This is a genomic window from Crocosphaera sp. UHCC 0190 (assembly GCF_034932065.1).
GTDB lineage: Bacteria > Cyanobacteriota > Cyanobacteriia > Cyanobacteriales > Microcystaceae > UHCC-0190.
Window position 1 is genome coordinate 129255 of sequence record NZ_JAYGHP010000009.1, and the last position, 16542, is coordinate 145796.

Here is a 16542-nt window from a genome sequence, read left to right on the forward strand (position 1 = left end):
GGTCAATGACAAAACCGTTAATTTTAGGCATTAGTGGGGCATCAGGGTTAATTTATGGGGTTCGTGCCTTAAAATTTCTCTTAGAAGCTGATTATGAGGTAAATGTGGTCGCTTCTAAAGCGACTTACATGGTGTGGCAGGCCGAACAAAATATTAAAATGCCCGCCGAACCAGACCAACAAGCAGAATTTTGGCGAGAACAGGCCGGGGTTTCTAGCAAAGGGAAACTCCTCTGTCATCGTTGGGGTGATGTGGGGGCAACCATTGCCAGTGGTTCCTTTCGGACCTTGGGTATGGTGATTATGCCCTGTAGTATGAGTACGGTGGCTAAATTGGCCACAGGGTTAAGTTCCGATTTACTAGAAAGGGCTGCGGATGTACAACTTAAAGAAGGTCGTCCCTTGGTGGTGGTCCCCCGTGAAACCCCTTTCAGTTTGATTCATTTACGGAATTTAACCACCTTAGCAGAGGCCGGGGTGAGAATTGTTCCAGCTATCCCTGCTTGGTATCATAACCCTCAAACCATCGAGGATTTAGTGGATTTTGTGGTCGCTCGTACCCTAGATCAATTAAATATTGATTGTGTTCCCTTGACCCGTTGGCAGGGACATTAGGAAGTGTGGGGGGGAAAAGAACCCAAACTTATAAAGGGGTTTTGAAAACCGAATTAAGTATGAGAAGAGGGGGAGATTAGATGCGGTTAATTATCTTACTATTACTGTTGGTTGGGACAGGCATTTTTATTATTCAAAATCAACAGCCTGTGGTGCTTTATTTCTTAGGAACTGAGGCGAAAACCGCTTTATTCTCCCTAAGTTTGCCTCTTGGTCTATGGGTGGTCATCTTTGCAGTAGCTGGCATTATGACCAGTTTACTAATACAACTATTAACGCGGTCGCCGGAAGCGAGCCTACGGCGACCGTCCCGTCAAAATCCTACCCCAAAATCCGTTAAGTCCCCGAACCGTCCCCGTCCCCCAGAACCCCCAGAAACTCCCTATCAACGACCTGAACCCAAACGCTCTGATTGGGAAATGCCCCCAAACCCTGAATGGGAAGCTAACACCCAACTCGACGAAGATGAGGAGTGGAATATTGAAGAACCCCCCAAAGAAAGGACTCAACCCTTCCAACCCTCAAAAACCCCGATTATTGAAGATCAGTCCTCAGAATTTGAAATGCCTCAAACCCCGAAAACCGTCTCCCGTGAAGGCACGATTTATTCTTATACTTACCGAGAATTACGCGATCGCCAAGATCCAATTGCTTCTCCAGAACCAGAAAGCCCCCCTAGTCCCCCTGAAACTCCACCAACTCCTCCGCCAAAATCTGAACCCATAAACGAAGTCTATGACGCAAACTATCGAGTGATTACCCCTCCCTATCAAACCCCACCTAATTCCCTTAATTCTGACTTTGATGAGAATGAAGATGAAGAAAGTTGGGTCTAGCAAAGGGATACTTCACGGGACTGTTGCTTAACTTGGCCAAGCATCGCGGCCCGCTGAAGTTGGATAAAGGCATCAAATTCTTCTTCACTATAATGTCTTTTTAACAACCGTCTCAATCTGTCTTCTGCTTCTACCGTGAGATAACCTGTTTCTAATACTTGCTTAACGAGATCACATATATTACTCATGATACGGACTCCTATGCTTGTCTGTGAGGGAGTTACTAAAGAAAGTTTGACTAATTAGTCAAGATTGACTAGGCTAGAGATTAAATACAACAAGGCTTTTCAAGGATTTGTGAATTTTTCATAAAGATTTGATAAAGTTGTCTTGTTTCTAGGATACCCAACTTTTGGCAAATCATCTACTTTTCTCTGGAGCCAGTCCTGATTTTAGGGTAGGGTAAAGGACAGGGGTTTATTTTTCAGGTGAAACCATAACCATGCAGCAGTTACTCCAAGGCGTTAATATTTTCTTGATCGGGATGATGGGAACGGGAAAAACTACCGTTGGCCAAGTTTTAGCAAAACGACTGAGTTATCGTTTTTTTGATACAGATGTTTTAATTGAACGGGTGACACAACAAACCATTAATGATATTTTTGCCACCGAGGGAGAAGAAGCCTTTCGGGACATTGAAAGTCAAGTGCTGGCAGAGTTAGCGGCTTATACTAAAAGTATTATTGCGACGGGAGGGGGCATTATTCTACAACAGAAAAACTGGAGTTATTTACATCATGGTTTAATTATTTGGTTGGATTCTCCTGTTGATTTATTAATTAAACGTCTTGCTGAAGATACCACCCGTCCCCTATTAAAAGCAACGGATCTAAACTTAAAATTAGAATTTTTATTAGAGCAAAGACGTTCTCTTTATGCTCAAAGCGATTTACATATTAGGATTAATGATCAACAAACCCCTGATGATATTGTTACCCAAATTTTAGCTATGATTCCCACAGTAATTAAACCGAAGTTAGAAATTTTTCAAAATAATAATTAACTGGATTAACAAGTTTCCGTAAATTTGACGATGCCCATGATTTCCTTCAAGGACTACGATCACAGTAGGGACGAACGGCTGTTTGCCCCTAATGATGACTTATCGGCTCAAGTAATGCAACGAATTATTACCACCGGAACTTTAATAATTGCCTCCATCATGGGATTAACCATTCTCTCTCATAAGGTTCAAGCTTCTCCTAGTTGCTACGGTATTGATGAAGCGGGCAATACCCTCGATTTATCCCAAATTTGTTCCCCTTCTCCTGGGGGTAATTCCTTACCATCAGTTCCTAATAACTCTCAGGCAATTCCTACCACAAAACCAGAAAATAATCAAGCACCAGAAGGACAAAAAGATCCTAAAACTGCGGCAAGAGAAGAGTCAGATAAAGATTTACAAGCTTGTTTTAATAGTCCTGCTTGTCGGGAAATTATGGAAGGAGAGAAACCCCAAGAAAAAACGCCTCATCAAGTCCGCATTGATCAGGTTCTTAATGGAGGAGTGATGAGACGATAAACGATTTTAAAACTCAACTTCATCAGCAAAACTGGCCCAACGAACAAAATGAAATGCTCCTGCAATGGAACCCCACACCAATTCATTTGTCTCTAAATCAAGGCCGCGATCAAGACTAATTAATTTATTTTCATCGACTTCAAAACTATTTTCTAAATAGGTTTCTTTTTCATTCCGAATAACCCGACAATTTCTTCCTGGTTTAACAACTCCTTTAAAACTGTTTCCTGTCCAATCAACAAACATATCACACCCCTGCATCACTTCTAGGTGGTCAGGGGTTAGTTTTTTTAATTTTTCTAAATCGCGGCAAGCTCCTAAAAAAGCTTCTTCATCTTTTACCTTACAATTTTCTAATTCAATTCGCTCGTCTATTACCTTTAATTTAAGCACTCGTAAGCGATAGGGACGGTTCAACATGAAGTCATAAGCTTGTTCTAAAAATAAACTTGGTTCGGGAAAAGTTGCTACAGGTAACGGACGAATACATACCCGAATATGAGCATAAAAAGGCGGATTTTCAAAGGCCTGTGCTTGATTACTAAAATCGGCACACATCCAACGGGCCAAGGTTTTTATATCAGTCGGGTGAGACATATTTAATCAGGATTAATTAGACTTCACAATACACTTACAGGGTTCTATTTTACCGCAATTGGGAGTGTAGCGGGGTGGGACAGTTGGGGGAAAGTGCTTGATCAACTACTTAGTGTTATCTGAGAATCGGATTTCACCTAAGTATTAATACTAGGGATTTCCTTCGGTAATTCCGATCAATATATAAGATGACAATTATCTAAAACCCTTGGCATTAAAGGATTTTGGCGGGTTGGCTGTTGTTTTTTGGGACTGGTTTAATGACGCTGGCAGAAATTTTTCTAAAAACCTTCTGCAGTTTTTCCGAAATTTCTCTGAGAGAGACTGTATCCCTAATTACCAAACAAACCAAACCGTTAAGTTTACAGTTTTTCTTTTTTAATTTTTGGAGTCAAAATCATGAAAGGTTCTATCCTTAGTTTAATCGCTATCTCTACCCTTGGTTTAATGACATTTCCCGCTTTAGCTGATAATGCTAATGTGCAAACTTCAGGACAAGTAAATACCCAAGTTGGTGATCGTAACAGTTCTTCTCAAGACACTTCTCAATCTAATCTCAATAGTCGTCGGGGCCCCAATGGAGAAAATACCGGAAGCGCACAAGATAGCTACCAAGATTCTTATCAAGAAGGGTTTGGAAACCGTAATGAACAAGATACTGTTCAACGCAATGTTGACCGTCGTCATCGTTAAACCCTTGATTAACTTTTAGCTGAATTTTCTTCAGTTAAATCTCATGATTTGTTGAGCATTGGACTTATCATCTCACTAGTCTGTTTTAGTCCGATGTCTCATTAAAAAGTGTTGCTTACTTAATTAACAAGCAAACAACACCCTTGTGTTTACAGTTTTTTATTTTGATTTTTTGGAGTTACCCCCGTGCTTAAGTCTATCATTAGTTTAGTTGCTTTGTCCACTATCGGTTTAATGACATTTCCTGCTTTAGCTGATAATGCTAATGTGCAAACTTCAGGACAAGTAAATACCCAAGTTGGTGACCGTAACAGTTCTTCTCAAAACACTTCTCAATCTAATCTCAATAGTCGTCGGGGCCCCAGTGGAGAAAATACCGGAAGCGCACAAGATAGCTACCAAGATTCTTATCAAGAAGGGTTTGGAAACCGTAATGAACAAGATACTGTTCAACGCAATGTTGACCGTCGTCATCGTTAAACCCTTGATTAACTTTTAGCTGAATTTTCTTCAGCTAAATTCCCGAAATTGTGATGAGAGACATTGTATCTCTTATTAACAAGTCAAACCAAACCGTTAAGTTTACAGTTTTCTTTTTTAATTTTTGGAGTCAAAATCATGAAAGGTTCTATCCTTAGTTTAATCGCTATCTCTACCCTTGGTTTAATGACATTTCCCGCTTTAGCTGATAATGCTAATGTGCAAACTTCAGGACAAGTAAATACCCAAGTTGGTGATCGTAACAGTTCTTCTCAAGACACTTCTCAATCTAATCTCAATAGTCGTCGGGGCCCCAGTGGGGAAAATACCGGAAGCGCACAAGATAGCTACCAAGATTCTTATCAAGAAGGGTTTGGAAACCGTAATGAACAAGATACTGTTCAACGCAATGTTGACCGTCGTCATCGTTAAACCTCCATCAAAATTTAGCTGAATTTAATTTAGTTATTTCAGCAACATATAGGGGTTAGATGAGAGGTTAACCCGTTAAACTAAGTCTAACCTCTGATTCATTCTTAATGATGTGAGGTGATAGAAATGAAATTGACAAAACTTACGTTTACTATCGCTATTTTAGTAGTTTGTCTGCCGATTATTGTTCAAGCTAAACCCGTTAATGTTCAAACTGGAAATGTCAGGATTATTCGAGAACCCAATGGCAGTATTCAAGTTGATACAGGAAACACACAAATTAGTGTTCCTCCACGGTCAATAGAACGAGAAATCAATGATTATCCTTCAGATGATGTGGAAGTTAATTCCTCAACTTCTACACAAACTATTCACAATACTCGCTGTGGGACAAGGAGTGTTCAATCTCATCAAATCAGTAGAGTTCATGGGTCTGGTCAAACCACTAGACAAACGAATATTTCTACTAATATTTGTCAATAATTATCCCAGGAAATTATCATGAAATTTACCTATTTGAGCGTCGGTTCTTTGTTTGTTACTAGCATATTTTGCCTGACCGTTCTTACTCCAAAATCTGCTTCTGCACAATGTGTACAATCCCATACAGGTATTCAATTACACATGGGACAAACTCCGGCAGAACAAACCCATAACACTCAATTTGATAACCAAGGAAGTTGTACAGGTAATGCGAGTTCTAGTACCTCGACTCAGGTTAATATTGGGGGAGATAATGTACGTCAAGATCAACAATCTCGTCATGAATCTCGCGGGGGTAGTGGTAATCCTTCAGGAGTAAATGGCCCAACAGTGAGTGTTGATACTGTTGTCCCGGTTAATGTTCAAACCCCTCAGAATTTCCCCTATTAATTTTAGCTTGGAATAGCTTAGGGATGGTAGAGTCGCTAATGTGTGTTTTTGATACACATTAGCCTTTATTTTCAGACAATTAAGGTCATATTTAGCAACGAAGGGAGAGGTAATTACTATGGATAAAAAATTTTTTATATTCTTTTCAGTTTTTGGGGCTTTACTGGCAACTATAATTATTATTATATCTCAAAAAAGTCAGCAGCATTTAATAAATTCAAGACAAATTAGCTACAATACCTTTGAAATAAACACTGATAAACAACCAGAAGTTATTGCCGTGAAAAATAGATATCGTGTTGGAAGTTATTCCTACCAAACTCAGAAAAATAGGAATTCATTTTCTCAATCTTACCAACAACAACAAACCCAAATTAATCTGAGTCAGTCTGAGTTAGACAGTCCTTATTTTTTGACCATAAGTACAGGAGAAAAAAACACTCAATTAACAGCAGAAATTTATCTCAATGGCAACTTAATTCAACGGTTTAATCATTCCCAAAATATTATTGATTTATCTCCTTATCTTACCCCTGGTAGACAAGTAATTTTGATTTCAGGTAATTATACACCAAATAATGATTCTGTCATGCTTGAATTAAAGGGAAAAAACACACAAATTCGTCAAGAAACCGCCGGAAGTGGACAACTTCAACAACACTTAATTATTGATGTTCAATAAGCAGGAATATCTGGGGAATTGAAAAATGAATAACAATCTTAGTTTTGTGGGTTTAGCATCAATTAGTTTTTTCAGTTTGACAACTTTTTCCGCTAATGGACAAATTCCCCAGACTGGTATCCAAGATATTGAAATTGAGGGAAGTTTTAATGAAGTTACTCAAGAATTAAATCAACAATTCATCCTAAATTTTGTTTATCTTCCTCAACTAGAATCATCAGTGATTCCTAGATTGAATGTTCAAAGTTCTTTGTTAGATAATGTTAATAATCTGCTCACTCAACAAATTAATCAAACCGTTTTAGATTATCCCTTCGTTAATAGTAGTTTAACTCATTTCAGTATTGATGATTTTTTGAATTATGATAATACCCTAAATGGGGTACAGTATAATACCCAACAAGCATATATTGAAGGTGAGAATAATTTTATTAGTCAAAAAAGTTCCCAAACTTTAACGGATTTTTTCTTTTTGGATGATTCAAGTGGAATTACAGGAGAGGAAAATTTTAGTGAATTTTTAGATAAATTTTTAACCAGTCAAGGACTAGATTCACTACAATTTGGCTTACAAGATACCTTTATTTTGGGTAATAATAACTTAATTACACAAACCATTAGTCAAACCTTGAATGGCTTTATTTTTACTGACACTGATTTTAGCCTTTCCTCTGATTCTTTCATTTTAGATCCAATTCAGTTTACCATTCAAGAGACATCTATTTTTAATAATGTTAATAATGCTCTTGTCAGTGAAAACAATATAATTAATCAAACTATCAACCAATTTATCGGTGATGTTGCCTTTTTTAAGGCTAGTTCAATCTTTCCTAATAACAATGTTTTCCCTCAGAATAATAACTTAGGTTTTGAGAGTAATGATTTAGTTGATTTTGATCTCAACGCCTTTATTACAGACATCTTAAATTTAAAGAAAACAATGGTCAAAGGAACACAAATCAATCGTCAATTAGCTGAAACCATCGGCAATGATAACGAAACCCGTCAAGAAAACCTGCAGGTTTTGGTGGTCAGCGTTCCTGAACCAAGTTCCCTAAAAATGCTATTATTGTTAACAGGATTAGGGATCTATTCGTTTCTGATAAAACTTTTGTCCCTGGGGAGTCGCTAATTCAGGATATCCTGCTTCAATCAGGGCGCGATCGCGGATACGGCAAGAATCACACAACCCACAGGGTTCTATTCCTCCTTGATAGCAAGACCAAGTTTTGGCTAGAGGAACCCCTAATTTAACTGCACGTTCGATTATATCAACTTTCGTGTCCTGGATCAAGGGAGCGATCAGTTTGGGGGCTTTACCTTCAAGTCCCGCTTTTGAGGAAAGATTGGCTAAACTTTGATAAGCCTGGAGATAGTCAGGGCGACAGTCAGGATAGCCCGAATAGTCTACCGCATTGATGCCTAAATAAATGGCTTCTGCTCCCTTTGCTTCTGCGAGGGAGAGAGCAATGGCAATAAAAACCGTATTTCTCCCAGGGACATAGGTTGAGGGGATAAGATCGGGGTTGATGCCATCTTGGGGAAGGGATAAGGAGGCATCGGTTAAAGACGAACCGCCCCATTGAGCTATGTTAACATCCACAATATAATGTTGGGTGATGCCTAATGCTTGGGCGATGGTAGTGGCTGCCTCTAATTCCCTTTCGTGGCGTTGTCCATAGCGCAGGGAAAGGGCAATTATATTATAGTCTTGGGAAATAGCGATCGCGGCTGAGGTGGCTGAGTCTAACCCCCCTGATAATAAGACAACGGCTAATGGTTTATTGGTCATTTTTTTCTCACGTAAGTTACCATATTTTTCTAAATCTTTGCCCCTACCATGATAATCGATGCACAAAAACCCTTGTAAATCTTAACTTGACATGGTATTATATATAACGGAGAATCCGTGCGCCTATATTCTCTTATTCTATTGCCAATAATGGAAGATCTGAAAACTCGCTTAATCAAAGACCTTGCTAATGTCAACTGGAATGATATTAAACCCCACGCACAAAGGGATGCAGTCATTGTTGTGAATGAAAATTTAGACTTATTAGAGGTGGGAGTTGCGATCGCTAAAGATGATAAAATTTCCGTTGAACATTGGATCACAGAACAATTAATAAATAAACCCTCAAACCAACAATTAAGCGATTGGAATGTTGAGCCAAGTAAATTATTTAAAACCCTGATTGTGCAACCCTTTGTCTTGGTTCAAGAAATTATAATTTAGGGATAAAAGTTAAAATGAGGGTAACAAATTATTATCCTTTTTCTAACTTCTTCTATGAACCTAACTAATGGCCGTCAACTCGCTTTACACACTCTCCGAGACATTGATCGACGCAATGCCTATACAGATATTGCCCTTGATCGCGCCTTAAAACCAACAAATTTGATCCCAAGCGATCGCAGTTTATGCACAGAATTAGTCTATGGAATCATGCGTCGTCAGCGCACCCTTGACACCCTGATCGATCAACTCGGCAAAAAATCCGCCCAACAACAACCCCCAGACTTACGACGCATTCTGCATCTGGGCCTCTATCAACTGCGTTACCTCAACAATATTCCCCCCTCAGCAGCAGTTAATACCAGTGTAGAGTTGGCTAAAGAAAATCAATTAAACCGCCTTTCAGGGGTCGTTAATGGTATTTTGCGGCAATATATTCGACTAAGCAACACCCAAGATGATCCTTTAATCTTACCCCCGAACCCTGTCGAAAAATTAAGCATTTTCTACAGTTTTCCCGACTGGATCATCGAAACCTGGATCAAACAATGGGGAGAAGCAACCACCGCGCAACTCTGTGACTGGTTTAACCAACCACCTCCCATTGATTTGCGGATCAACCCCTTACAAACCACCCTAGACAAAGTTGAAACCCTCTTAACCCAAGCAAAGCTGACTGTTACTCGTCTTCCCAATTTTCCCCAAACCCTAAGATTAACCGGAAAAATCGGTGCCATACATAATTTACCAGGATTTACAGAGGGGTGGTGGACAGTACAAGATAGTAGCGCACAATTAGTGAGTTATTTGCTTGATCCACAACCAGGAGAAACCATCATCGATGCTTGTGCCGCCCCAGGGGGAAAAACCACCCATATTGCTGAATTAATGGGAGATCAGGGGACAATTATGGCCTGCGATCGCACCCCTTCCCGTCTCAAAAAAGTGCAAGCAAACGCCCACAGATTACGCCTACAATCGATTAAAATTCTAGAAGGAGATAGCCGTCAACTCCCACAATTCAGGGAAACGGCTGATCGCGTCTTAGTAGATGCACCCTGTTCTGGATTAGGCACTCTCCATCGACACCCAGACATTCGTTGGCAACAAACCCCCGAAAAAGTCCAGCAATTAGCCAGTTTACAACAAGAATTATTAACCCAAGCCGCCACCTGGGTCAAGCCCCAAGGAATTCTAGTTTATGCCACTTGTACCCTCAATGCGATCGAAAATGAGCAAGTAATTCAACAATTTTTAGCCACCCATTCCTCTTGGCAAATTCAACCCCCATCGTCTGATACACAGTTTGCCCCTTTTATGACATCATCAGGGTGGTTACAAATCCTACCCCATCAACATCATACCGATGGATTTTTTATGGTGAAGTTGAAGAAAGGTTGACAGAATCCCCATTTATTTCCCAAATCCTTCATCATGAATATAGAAATAAAAAACACCAACTAAGGAACTAAGGTTAAAACAATGAATGCTCACGATAAAAATCAACAACTACTGAAAATTCTCATTGGTGCTGCTTGGATTGATGGCATAATTCAAACAGAAGAACGGGATTATTTACGGCACATGGCTGAAAGTCATGGAGTCGCTGAAGATACTGAATTAAAAAACCTTTTATCTGAATTAAAACCCGTTCAACCGGCCCAATGTTATCAATGGTTAGAAGAGTATTTAGGGGATAATCCAACCTCTAATGACTATCAAGAATTACTGGAAACCTTGAGTGCTTTAATTTATAGTGATGGAGATGTGCAAATGCAAGAAGCACAACTTCTCACTAAATTACAATTACTTGATCCCGCGCAAGATTCAGCTAAATCTGCTTTTGATAAGATGCTCAAAACTATTCAAAAACTATATCGTAAAGCTATTACTCAAAAAATTTGAGCTAATTGAAAGCCAAGAAAAACTCTCACCCCAAAAACCAAAATTTAGGAGCAAGGGGAAACATTAATGTCAGAACTTTTTGCCGATAAATGATTTGATCTTGACGAATAAGTTCAGCCTTAAAACTTGCCTAGCATTCGCTTATTATTAAGCTAATCCTCTGAACTTAGTCCCCCTTCATTATCTCGCCAATTTATTGTAATTTGCCATGAATTTGTTAGATAGAGGAGTTAAAATATTGCCAGTTTAAATAACCATGAAATCCTTAGAAAATGGTTCAAGTAATATAAGACTTGCTGTTTTAATTGACGCAGAAAATGTCAGTGCTAGTGTCATTGAACCCTTAATGCAAGAAATTGCAAAATATGGCACAGCTAATGTAAAAAGAATCTATGGAGACTGGACAAGTAATCAGTTAAATAGCTGGAAAAGTAAACTCAATAAATTAGCCATTCAACCCATGCAACAATTCCGATATACAGCAGGAAAAAATGCCACAGATAGTGCTTTAATTATTGATGCCATGGATTTACTTTATACGGGAAATTTTGACGGATTTTGTTTGGTTTCTAGTGATAGTGATTTTACTCGTTTAGCCTCTAGAATTCGAGAATCAGGCTTAATTGTTTATGGATTTGGCGAACGGCAAAAAACCCCAGAAGCTTTTGTTGTTGCTTGCAATAAATTTATTTATACTGATATTTTAGACAATAAAAAAGCCTCAAAAAATCAAGACTTAACCAGCAATAAACAATTATTAGAATTGCTCAAAAGTGCCTATGAATCCGTCGCTGATGAAGAAGGATGGGCCCATTTAGGGCCCTTTGGATCACAATTAACGAAGCTATCACCCTCCTTTGATTCCAGAAACTATGGCTACAAAAAACTAAGTGAATTAGTGCAATCTGTAGACATTTTTGAAATCAAAAAAACTCGTTTTCATTTAACCATTAAACTACAATAAAGGTTTGATAATTATGGGAGAAATTAGAAACGCAACCCTAGAAGATTTAGCAGAGATTGTCGCCATTTATAATGCCAGTATTCCCAGTCGAATTGCGACGGGAGATCTGCAACAAATTTCCATTGAAAGTCGTTTAAATTGGTTTAAAGAACGGGTTCATGAACGCTATCCTATTTGGGTAATGGAAAGGGATAAAAAAGTTATTGGTTGGCTTAGTCTTCAACATTTTTATGGTCGCCCCGCTTATAAAAATACGGCAGAAATTAGCCTCTATATTTCTCCGAATTATCAACGTCAAGGAATTGGGAAAAAATTATTAGAATATGCCATTGAGCAAAGTCCAAAATTAGGATTAACAACTTTATTAGGCTTTATTTTTGCCCATAATCAACCAAGCTTAACTTTATTTCAAAAACATGACTTTCAACAATGGGGATATTTGCCAAAAGTTGCTCAATTAGACGGAGAAATTAAAGATTTAGTGATTATGGGGCGTAACTTGGCTAAATAAGAGAACTAAAAAAAATAGACAAAATGACCAAATTATTCCCAAGTTATTTTAAGATAAGATCAGCGTTTATTCCCAATCCAAAATTCTCATCGAATTCATGTTAACCCAATGTCAATGACAGTAAATTAGGATGATAAAATGACTCAAACTCATATTTCTGAATCCCAAATCCCAAATCCCAATGAGTTAGAAAATTCAGAAGAAGAAGAGTATGATTATTTTGACTATTTTTATGATGAACCTGGAAGTGAACCAGGAACCTTAAATATTGAACCTGATGCCCAACCTTCTCGTATTGTTTTAATTGATTATGATGCCGATCATGCTGTTCGTAAAGTCGATGTTATTCCAAAAGCATTAACCCCTTATTTGGGAACAAATACCATCTCTTGGATGGATGTTCAAGGGTTAGGTAGTGAAACAATTCTCAAGCAAGTAGGGGAAATTTTTAAGCTTCATCCCTTACTCTTAGAAGATGTCGTAAATGTGCCACAACGCCCCAAAGTTGAAGATTATAATGAACAATTAATGATGATTGTGCAGATGGTTCGATCTAAAGAAAATGATGAAGGGTTTGAAAGTGAACAGGTAAGCTTTATCTTAGGACGTAAATATTTATTGACTTTTCAAGAAGAAGAAATCGAAGATTGTTTTGATATTGTTAGGGAAAGAATTAGGGGAAATCAAGGAAAAGTGCGACAAGGTGGCCCCGATTATTTAATGTATTTACTCTTAGATTCAATTATTGATGGCTATTTTCCCGTGTTAGAAGCTTACGGCGATCGCATTGAAGACTTAGAAGATGAATTAGTCATTAAACCCAAAACCAGTAACCTAGAAGAAATTTATACTGTTCGGCGAGAATTATTAGCCCTACGTCGTGCTATTTGGCCCTTAAGAAATGTTACCAATATTTTAGTTAGAGGAGAAAGTGATCTTATTAGTGCTGATGTTCAAATTTATTTTCGAGATTGTTATGATCACGTCATCCAATTATTAGATATTGTCGAAACCTATCGAGAATTAGCCTCTTCATTAATGGATGTTTATCTCTCTTCCATGAGTAATAAAATGAACGAGGTGATGCAAGTTTTAACTGTCATGTCTACCATTTTTATTCCCCTGACTTTCCTGGCAGGACTTTACGGCATGAATTTTAAATATATGCCTGAACTGGGGGGAAAATGGAGCTATTTTATTCTTTTAGGGGTGATGCTATTGATCGCAGGGGGATTAAGCTATTTCTTTTGGCGACGAGGTTGGTTTGAGCCGTTTTATACCCTGAAAAAAGATTAAAATAAGAAAGGAAAAGAGTTGGCGAGGGAGTTGCGGATTTGTCCGTTAGGCGAATCCGAGGAAAGTCCGGACTCTCGAAAGATCAGACTTGCTGGATAACGCCCAGTGCGCGTGAGCGTGAGGATAGTGCCACAGAAACATACCGCCTATTGTCAAATGGGTAAGGGTGCAAAGGTGTCGGTAAGAGCGCACCAGCAGCATCGTGAGGTGCTGGCTCGGTAAACCCCGGTTGAGAGCAAGGTCGGAGGGACAAGGGTTGGTCTTTTTCCTGTCCCGTTTTAGGTGTACCGCAAGAGGCGTTTGGTAACAAGCGTCCCAGATAGATAACTCCCCATCAGAACAGAATCCGGCTTATGTCCGACTCTTTTCTTTCTCCCTACAATTATTATCCCTGGCTCCCATGACTCAACTTTCTCACCCCGATCAGCTAAAATCAGCGACTTCCCTAGAATTAGCTCAAGCGTTGGCGGAACAACTGACCATTACTCCTAATGACTGGCACCGTCTCAAAGGCGATCGCCAAGCCCAAGCCAAACAACAACTGGCGGCAGCTTTGGTCTTTTTACTCAAAGAACAGCCCCAAGAAGCCCTGGCACACTTAAATCAGGCAGCAGGATGGCTAGATCGTTCTGTTTCTCCCCTGCCCTGTCCTGGTCATGGTAACTCAAAATAATCCCATTAATTAAAACAGGTTAAGAAAGCAACGGTTGTCTCTGTTTGCCTTTCTTAACCTGTTTAGAAAGCTTTAATTGTGTGCCTTGTCGATCCCATTGGACTTGATCGAAAATTTCGTGGAGTAAACAAAGTCCGCGGCCATGTTCAGATTCTTCTGGAGGGAGGTCATTCGTTTGACAGTCATCGCAGCCACAGTTATGAGTAAAGCCTTTCCCTTCATCTGAGATCACCCAAGAATATCCTTCTTTTGTTACAGAAAATTTAACAACAATTGACTTACTGGGATCTAAGTTATTTCCATGTTTCGCTGCGTTAACGAGAGCTTCTTGTAATCCTAGTCTGATTTCAGGCTTTAAGTCTGGGGGAATATTAGCTAACAATAAATCTAGCACTGGGCATAAATAAAGCGTGGATGTAAAGCTCATTGTACTCCAGTTTCTCTTCGCGGGAGGTAGGGAAATAGCAATCACGCGCTGTCACCTCTAACTTAAAATTTTTGACTGAGATTTTGCCTTTGCTGTTTTCAGAACAAGCCCTTTCATCATTGGATTAAGGCAAAAAAGGCTTGAAGCTAGAATAAACTTCGGGGTTACAACATAGGTAACATTCTTAGATCTGATGATAAAGGTAACTGAAAAATTTTTAACAGAGATAAGAAAGGTAAGAGGGCCATAACTGATCGTTTATGTCGGTTTTTTTTGTTGTTTTGTTTCAAGGTTTAGACAGATATCAACTGTTTGACCTTCAACTACGTTTAAATTATTTTCTAGTAGAAACTAGGGCGATTAAAGTCATGGCGGTTAAACATCATGAGAACCAAACTAGACCAATTCAACTAACTAATATTATCTTAACATATTCAGGGATTTATGTCTAACCAGTGCCATGGCTTCAACGTGAGCCGTTTGGGGAAAGAAATCTGCTGGTTGTACCCACAAGAGTTGATACAGTTCCCCTTGACATAATTGTTGCAGATCACGGGCTAAAGTTGGCGGTTGACAACTGATATAGACGAGATAAGCCGGTTCAATGTTTCTCAAGGTATCAATAACCGTGCGATCGCAGCCTTTACGGGGGGGATCAAGCAGCACAAGATCCGGGGAAAAATCCAGGTTTGGTAAGATAGTTTCGACGGTTCCTTGATGAAAACTGACGTTATCAATGTGGTTAATTTGGGCGTTGTTTCGCGCTTGTGTAATTGCGGTGGGGTTAACTTCAATACCGATAACTTCTTGGACTTGTTGGGCCAACGGTAAAGTAAAGGTGCCAACGCCACAATAAGCATCAATAAGGCGTTCTTTTCCTGTGAGGTTAAGCTTAGTTAATAATACGTTTAAGAGGGTTTCTGCTGCTTCTGTATTAACCTGAAAAAAGGTATCAGTCCCTAACTGAAATTCCAGGTTAGCAAAGGTTTCTTTCATATAGGAATGACCCGCAATGATTGAGGTTTCCTCTCCAAAAATGGTGTTACCCCGTTCCGGGTTATGATTAAGGGCAACCCCCACTAAATTCCCATAGCGTTCTAACCAAATTTGGGCTTGTTGGTCAAGATTGGCTAAATTTGCTTCGGTACTAACTAAGGTCAGGAAAACTTCGCCAGTTCTTTTGCCAATGCGTAGGGCGAGATGTCTTAATTGTCCCTGATGAGTTTTTTCATTATAAATTGTCCAACCTTGTTGTTGGAGATCTCCTTTAATTTCCGCTAAAAAGGGGTTAAGACGGGGATCTTGAAGGGGACACTGATTCAAGTTAATCAGTTGATGACTGTTGCGTTGATAGTAACCCGCTTGAATGTTTCCGGTGGCAGAAAGTCCCAAGGGGTAAGTGGCTTTGTTACGATAGCCTAAGACTTCATCTGATGAGAGAATGGGATCAACTGGGGGTTCTTCAAAGCCACCTATGCGCTTTAAGGCTTGAATAACTTGGTTTTGTTTAGCTTGTTGTTGATAATGGGGATCAATATGTTGCCATTGACATCCCCCACATTTATCGGCAACAATGCAGCTAGGACGAATACGATGAGGAGAAGGAGATAAGAGTTCCTGTAACTTTCCGTAGCCATATTGTCTTTTGATGTGAGTTAGACGGACTAAAATGCGATCGCCACTCACCGTATCAGGCACAAAAATGGCCCTACCTTCAAACTTACCGACACCATCTCCGCTGTGACTGAGATCGGTAATTTCTAATTCAATGAGACTGCCTTGTTGATAGTCTGAGTTCATA

At 39.3% G+C, this 16542-nt stretch carries 23 protein-coding genes and 1 other RNA gene; 19 read left to right on the forward strand and 5 right to left on the reverse strand.

Annotated features, from left to right (window positions below):
* The first annotated feature begins 5 nt into the window (after positions 1-5).
* Both VB715_RS14035 and VB715_RS14040 read left to right on the forward strand, forming a co-directional pair.
* Positions 6-614 carry a flavin prenyltransferase UbiX gene (locus VB715_RS14035; RefSeq protein WP_323301843.1) on the forward strand — a complete coding sequence of 203 codons (609 nt, stop codon included), beginning with the start codon at positions 6-8 and terminating at the stop codon, positions 612-614.
* Positions 615-694: 80 nt separating this feature from the next.
* The gene (locus tag VB715_RS14040) at positions 695-1450 is read left to right on the forward strand and encodes a LapA family protein (protein WP_323301844.1); all 756 of its coding nucleotides are present in this window, start codon (positions 695-697) and stop codon (positions 1448-1450) included.
* Here the strand turns inward: VB715_RS14040 and VB715_RS14045 are convergent.
* The gene (locus tag VB715_RS14045; protein WP_323301845.1) at positions 1447-1638 is read right to left on the reverse strand and encodes a hypothetical protein; all 192 of its coding nucleotides are present in this window, start codon (positions 1636-1638) and stop codon (positions 1447-1449) included. The two genes, VB715_RS14040 and VB715_RS14045, sit on opposite strands and share 4 nt — an antisense overlap.
* A 254-nt stretch (positions 1639-1892) precedes the next feature.
* On the opposite strand from VB715_RS14045, the gene VB715_RS14050 reads away from it, so the two are divergent.
* Both VB715_RS14050 and VB715_RS14055 read left to right on the forward strand, forming a co-directional pair.
* Positions 1893-2453 (forward strand): shikimate kinase, encoded by a 561-nt coding sequence (locus tag VB715_RS14050; protein WP_323301846.1) that lies wholly within the window; start codon positions 1893-1895, stop codon positions 2451-2453.
* A 30-nt stretch (positions 2454-2483) separates the two neighbouring features.
* Positions 2484-2972 (forward strand): shikimate kinase, encoded by a 489-nt coding sequence (locus VB715_RS14055; protein ID WP_323301847.1) that lies wholly within the window; start codon positions 2484-2486, stop codon positions 2970-2972.
* Between the two features lie 6 nt (positions 2973-2978).
* Here the strand turns inward: VB715_RS14055 and VB715_RS14060 are convergent, their stop codons facing one another.
* Entirely contained in the window at positions 2979-3569 is a 591-nt protein-coding gene (locus VB715_RS14060) for a chromophore lyase CpcT/CpeT (protein ID WP_323301848.1), read from the reverse strand.
* Positions 3570-3968: 399 nt separating this feature from the next.
* On the opposite strand from VB715_RS14060, the gene VB715_RS14065 reads away from it, so the two are divergent.
* From VB715_RS14065 to VB715_RS14095, 7 genes are all read left to right on the forward strand, one after another.
* Positions 3969-4262, forward strand: a complete 294-nt coding sequence (locus VB715_RS14065; protein ID WP_323301849.1) for a hypothetical protein — start codon at positions 3969-3971, stop codon at positions 4260-4262.
* Positions 4263-4448: 186 nt separating this feature from the next.
* Positions 4449-4742, forward strand: a complete 294-nt coding sequence (locus VB715_RS14070) for a hypothetical protein (RefSeq protein ID WP_323301850.1) — start codon at positions 4449-4451, stop codon at positions 4740-4742.
* Between the two features lie 138 nt (positions 4743-4880).
* Complete coding sequence (locus VB715_RS14075) at positions 4881-5174, forward strand: hypothetical protein (protein ID WP_323301851.1); 294 nt, start codon at positions 4881-4883, stop codon at positions 5172-5174.
* A gap of 126 nt (positions 5175-5300) precedes the next feature.
* Positions 5301-5657 carry a hypothetical protein gene (locus VB715_RS14080; protein WP_323301852.1) on the forward strand — a complete coding sequence of 119 codons (357 nt, stop codon included), beginning with the start codon at positions 5301-5303 and terminating at the stop codon, positions 5655-5657.
* 18 nt (positions 5658-5675) lie between these two features.
* Entirely contained in the window at positions 5676-6047 is a 372-nt protein-coding gene (locus VB715_RS14085; RefSeq protein ID WP_323301853.1) for a hypothetical protein, read from the forward strand.
* 118 nt (positions 6048-6165) lie between these two features.
* Positions 6166-6729 carry a hypothetical protein gene (locus tag VB715_RS14090; protein ID WP_323301854.1) on the forward strand — a complete coding sequence of 188 codons (564 nt, stop codon included), beginning with the start codon at positions 6166-6168 and terminating at the stop codon, positions 6727-6729.
* A gap of 25 nt (positions 6730-6754) precedes the next feature.
* Positions 6755-7861 carry a hypothetical protein gene (locus VB715_RS14095; RefSeq protein ID WP_323301855.1) on the forward strand — a complete coding sequence of 369 codons (1107 nt, stop codon included), beginning with the start codon at positions 6755-6757 and terminating at the stop codon, positions 7859-7861.
* Here VB715_RS14095 and queC read toward each other — a convergent pair.
* Positions 7811-8521, reverse strand: a complete 711-nt coding sequence (gene queC, locus VB715_RS14100; RefSeq protein WP_323301856.1) for a 7-cyano-7-deazaguanine synthase QueC — start codon at positions 8519-8521, stop codon at positions 7811-7813. The genes VB715_RS14095 and queC overlap by 51 nt on opposite strands.
* Before the next feature lie 150 nt (positions 8522-8671).
* On the opposite strand from queC, the gene VB715_RS14105 reads away from it, so the two are divergent.
* From VB715_RS14105 to VB715_RS14140, 8 genes are all read left to right on the forward strand, one after another.
* Positions 8672-8965, forward strand: a complete 294-nt coding sequence (locus tag VB715_RS14105; RefSeq protein ID WP_323301857.1) for a DUF2288 domain-containing protein — start codon at positions 8672-8674, stop codon at positions 8963-8965.
* Between the two features lie 54 nt (positions 8966-9019).
* Entirely contained in the window at positions 9020-10366 is a 1347-nt protein-coding gene (locus tag VB715_RS14110) for a 16S rRNA (cytosine(967)-C(5))-methyltransferase (RefSeq protein WP_323301858.1), read from the forward strand.
* 81 nt (positions 10367-10447) lie between these two features.
* The gene (locus VB715_RS14115; protein ID WP_323301859.1) at positions 10448-10870 is read left to right on the forward strand and encodes a TerB family tellurite resistance protein; all 423 of its coding nucleotides are present in this window, start codon (positions 10448-10450) and stop codon (positions 10868-10870) included.
* A 256-nt stretch (positions 10871-11126) separates the two neighbouring features.
* On the forward strand, positions 11127-11834 hold the full coding sequence (locus tag VB715_RS14120; protein WP_323301860.1) for an NYN domain-containing protein: 708 nt from the start codon (positions 11127-11129) through the stop codon (positions 11832-11834).
* Between the two features lie 13 nt (positions 11835-11847).
* On the forward strand, positions 11848-12345 hold the full coding sequence (locus VB715_RS14125) for a GNAT family N-acetyltransferase (protein ID WP_323301861.1): 498 nt from the start codon (positions 11848-11850) through the stop codon (positions 12343-12345).
* A gap of 138 nt (positions 12346-12483) precedes the next feature.
* Positions 12484-13641 (forward strand): magnesium/cobalt transporter CorA, encoded by a 1158-nt coding sequence (gene corA / locus VB715_RS14130; RefSeq protein ID WP_323301862.1) that lies wholly within the window; start codon positions 12484-12486, stop codon positions 13639-13641.
* Between the two features lie 14 nt (positions 13642-13655).
* Positions 13656-14010, forward strand: an RNA gene (rnpB, locus tag VB715_RS14135) — RNase P RNA component class A.
* A 31-nt stretch (positions 14011-14041) separates the two neighbouring features.
* A complete protein-coding gene (locus VB715_RS14140; protein ID WP_416336935.1) occupies positions 14042-14314 on the forward strand; it encodes a DUF6439 family protein in 273 nt (90 codons plus the stop codon).
* Positions 14315-14333: 19 nt separating this feature from the next.
* Here the strand turns inward: VB715_RS14140 and VB715_RS14145 are convergent, their stop codons facing one another.
* Both VB715_RS14145 and rlmD read right to left on the reverse strand, forming a co-directional pair.
* Positions 14334-14741 (reverse strand): ATP-binding protein, encoded by a 408-nt coding sequence (locus tag VB715_RS14145; RefSeq protein WP_323301863.1) that lies wholly within the window; start codon positions 14739-14741, stop codon positions 14334-14336.
* Positions 14742-15161: 420 nt separating this feature from the next.
* Positions 15162-16541, reverse strand: coding sequence for a 23S rRNA (uracil(1939)-C(5))-methyltransferase RlmD (gene rlmD / locus VB715_RS14150; RefSeq protein WP_323301864.1), 1380 nt, complete (start codon positions 16539-16541; stop codon positions 15162-15164).
* Position 16542: the final 1 nt, after the last annotated feature.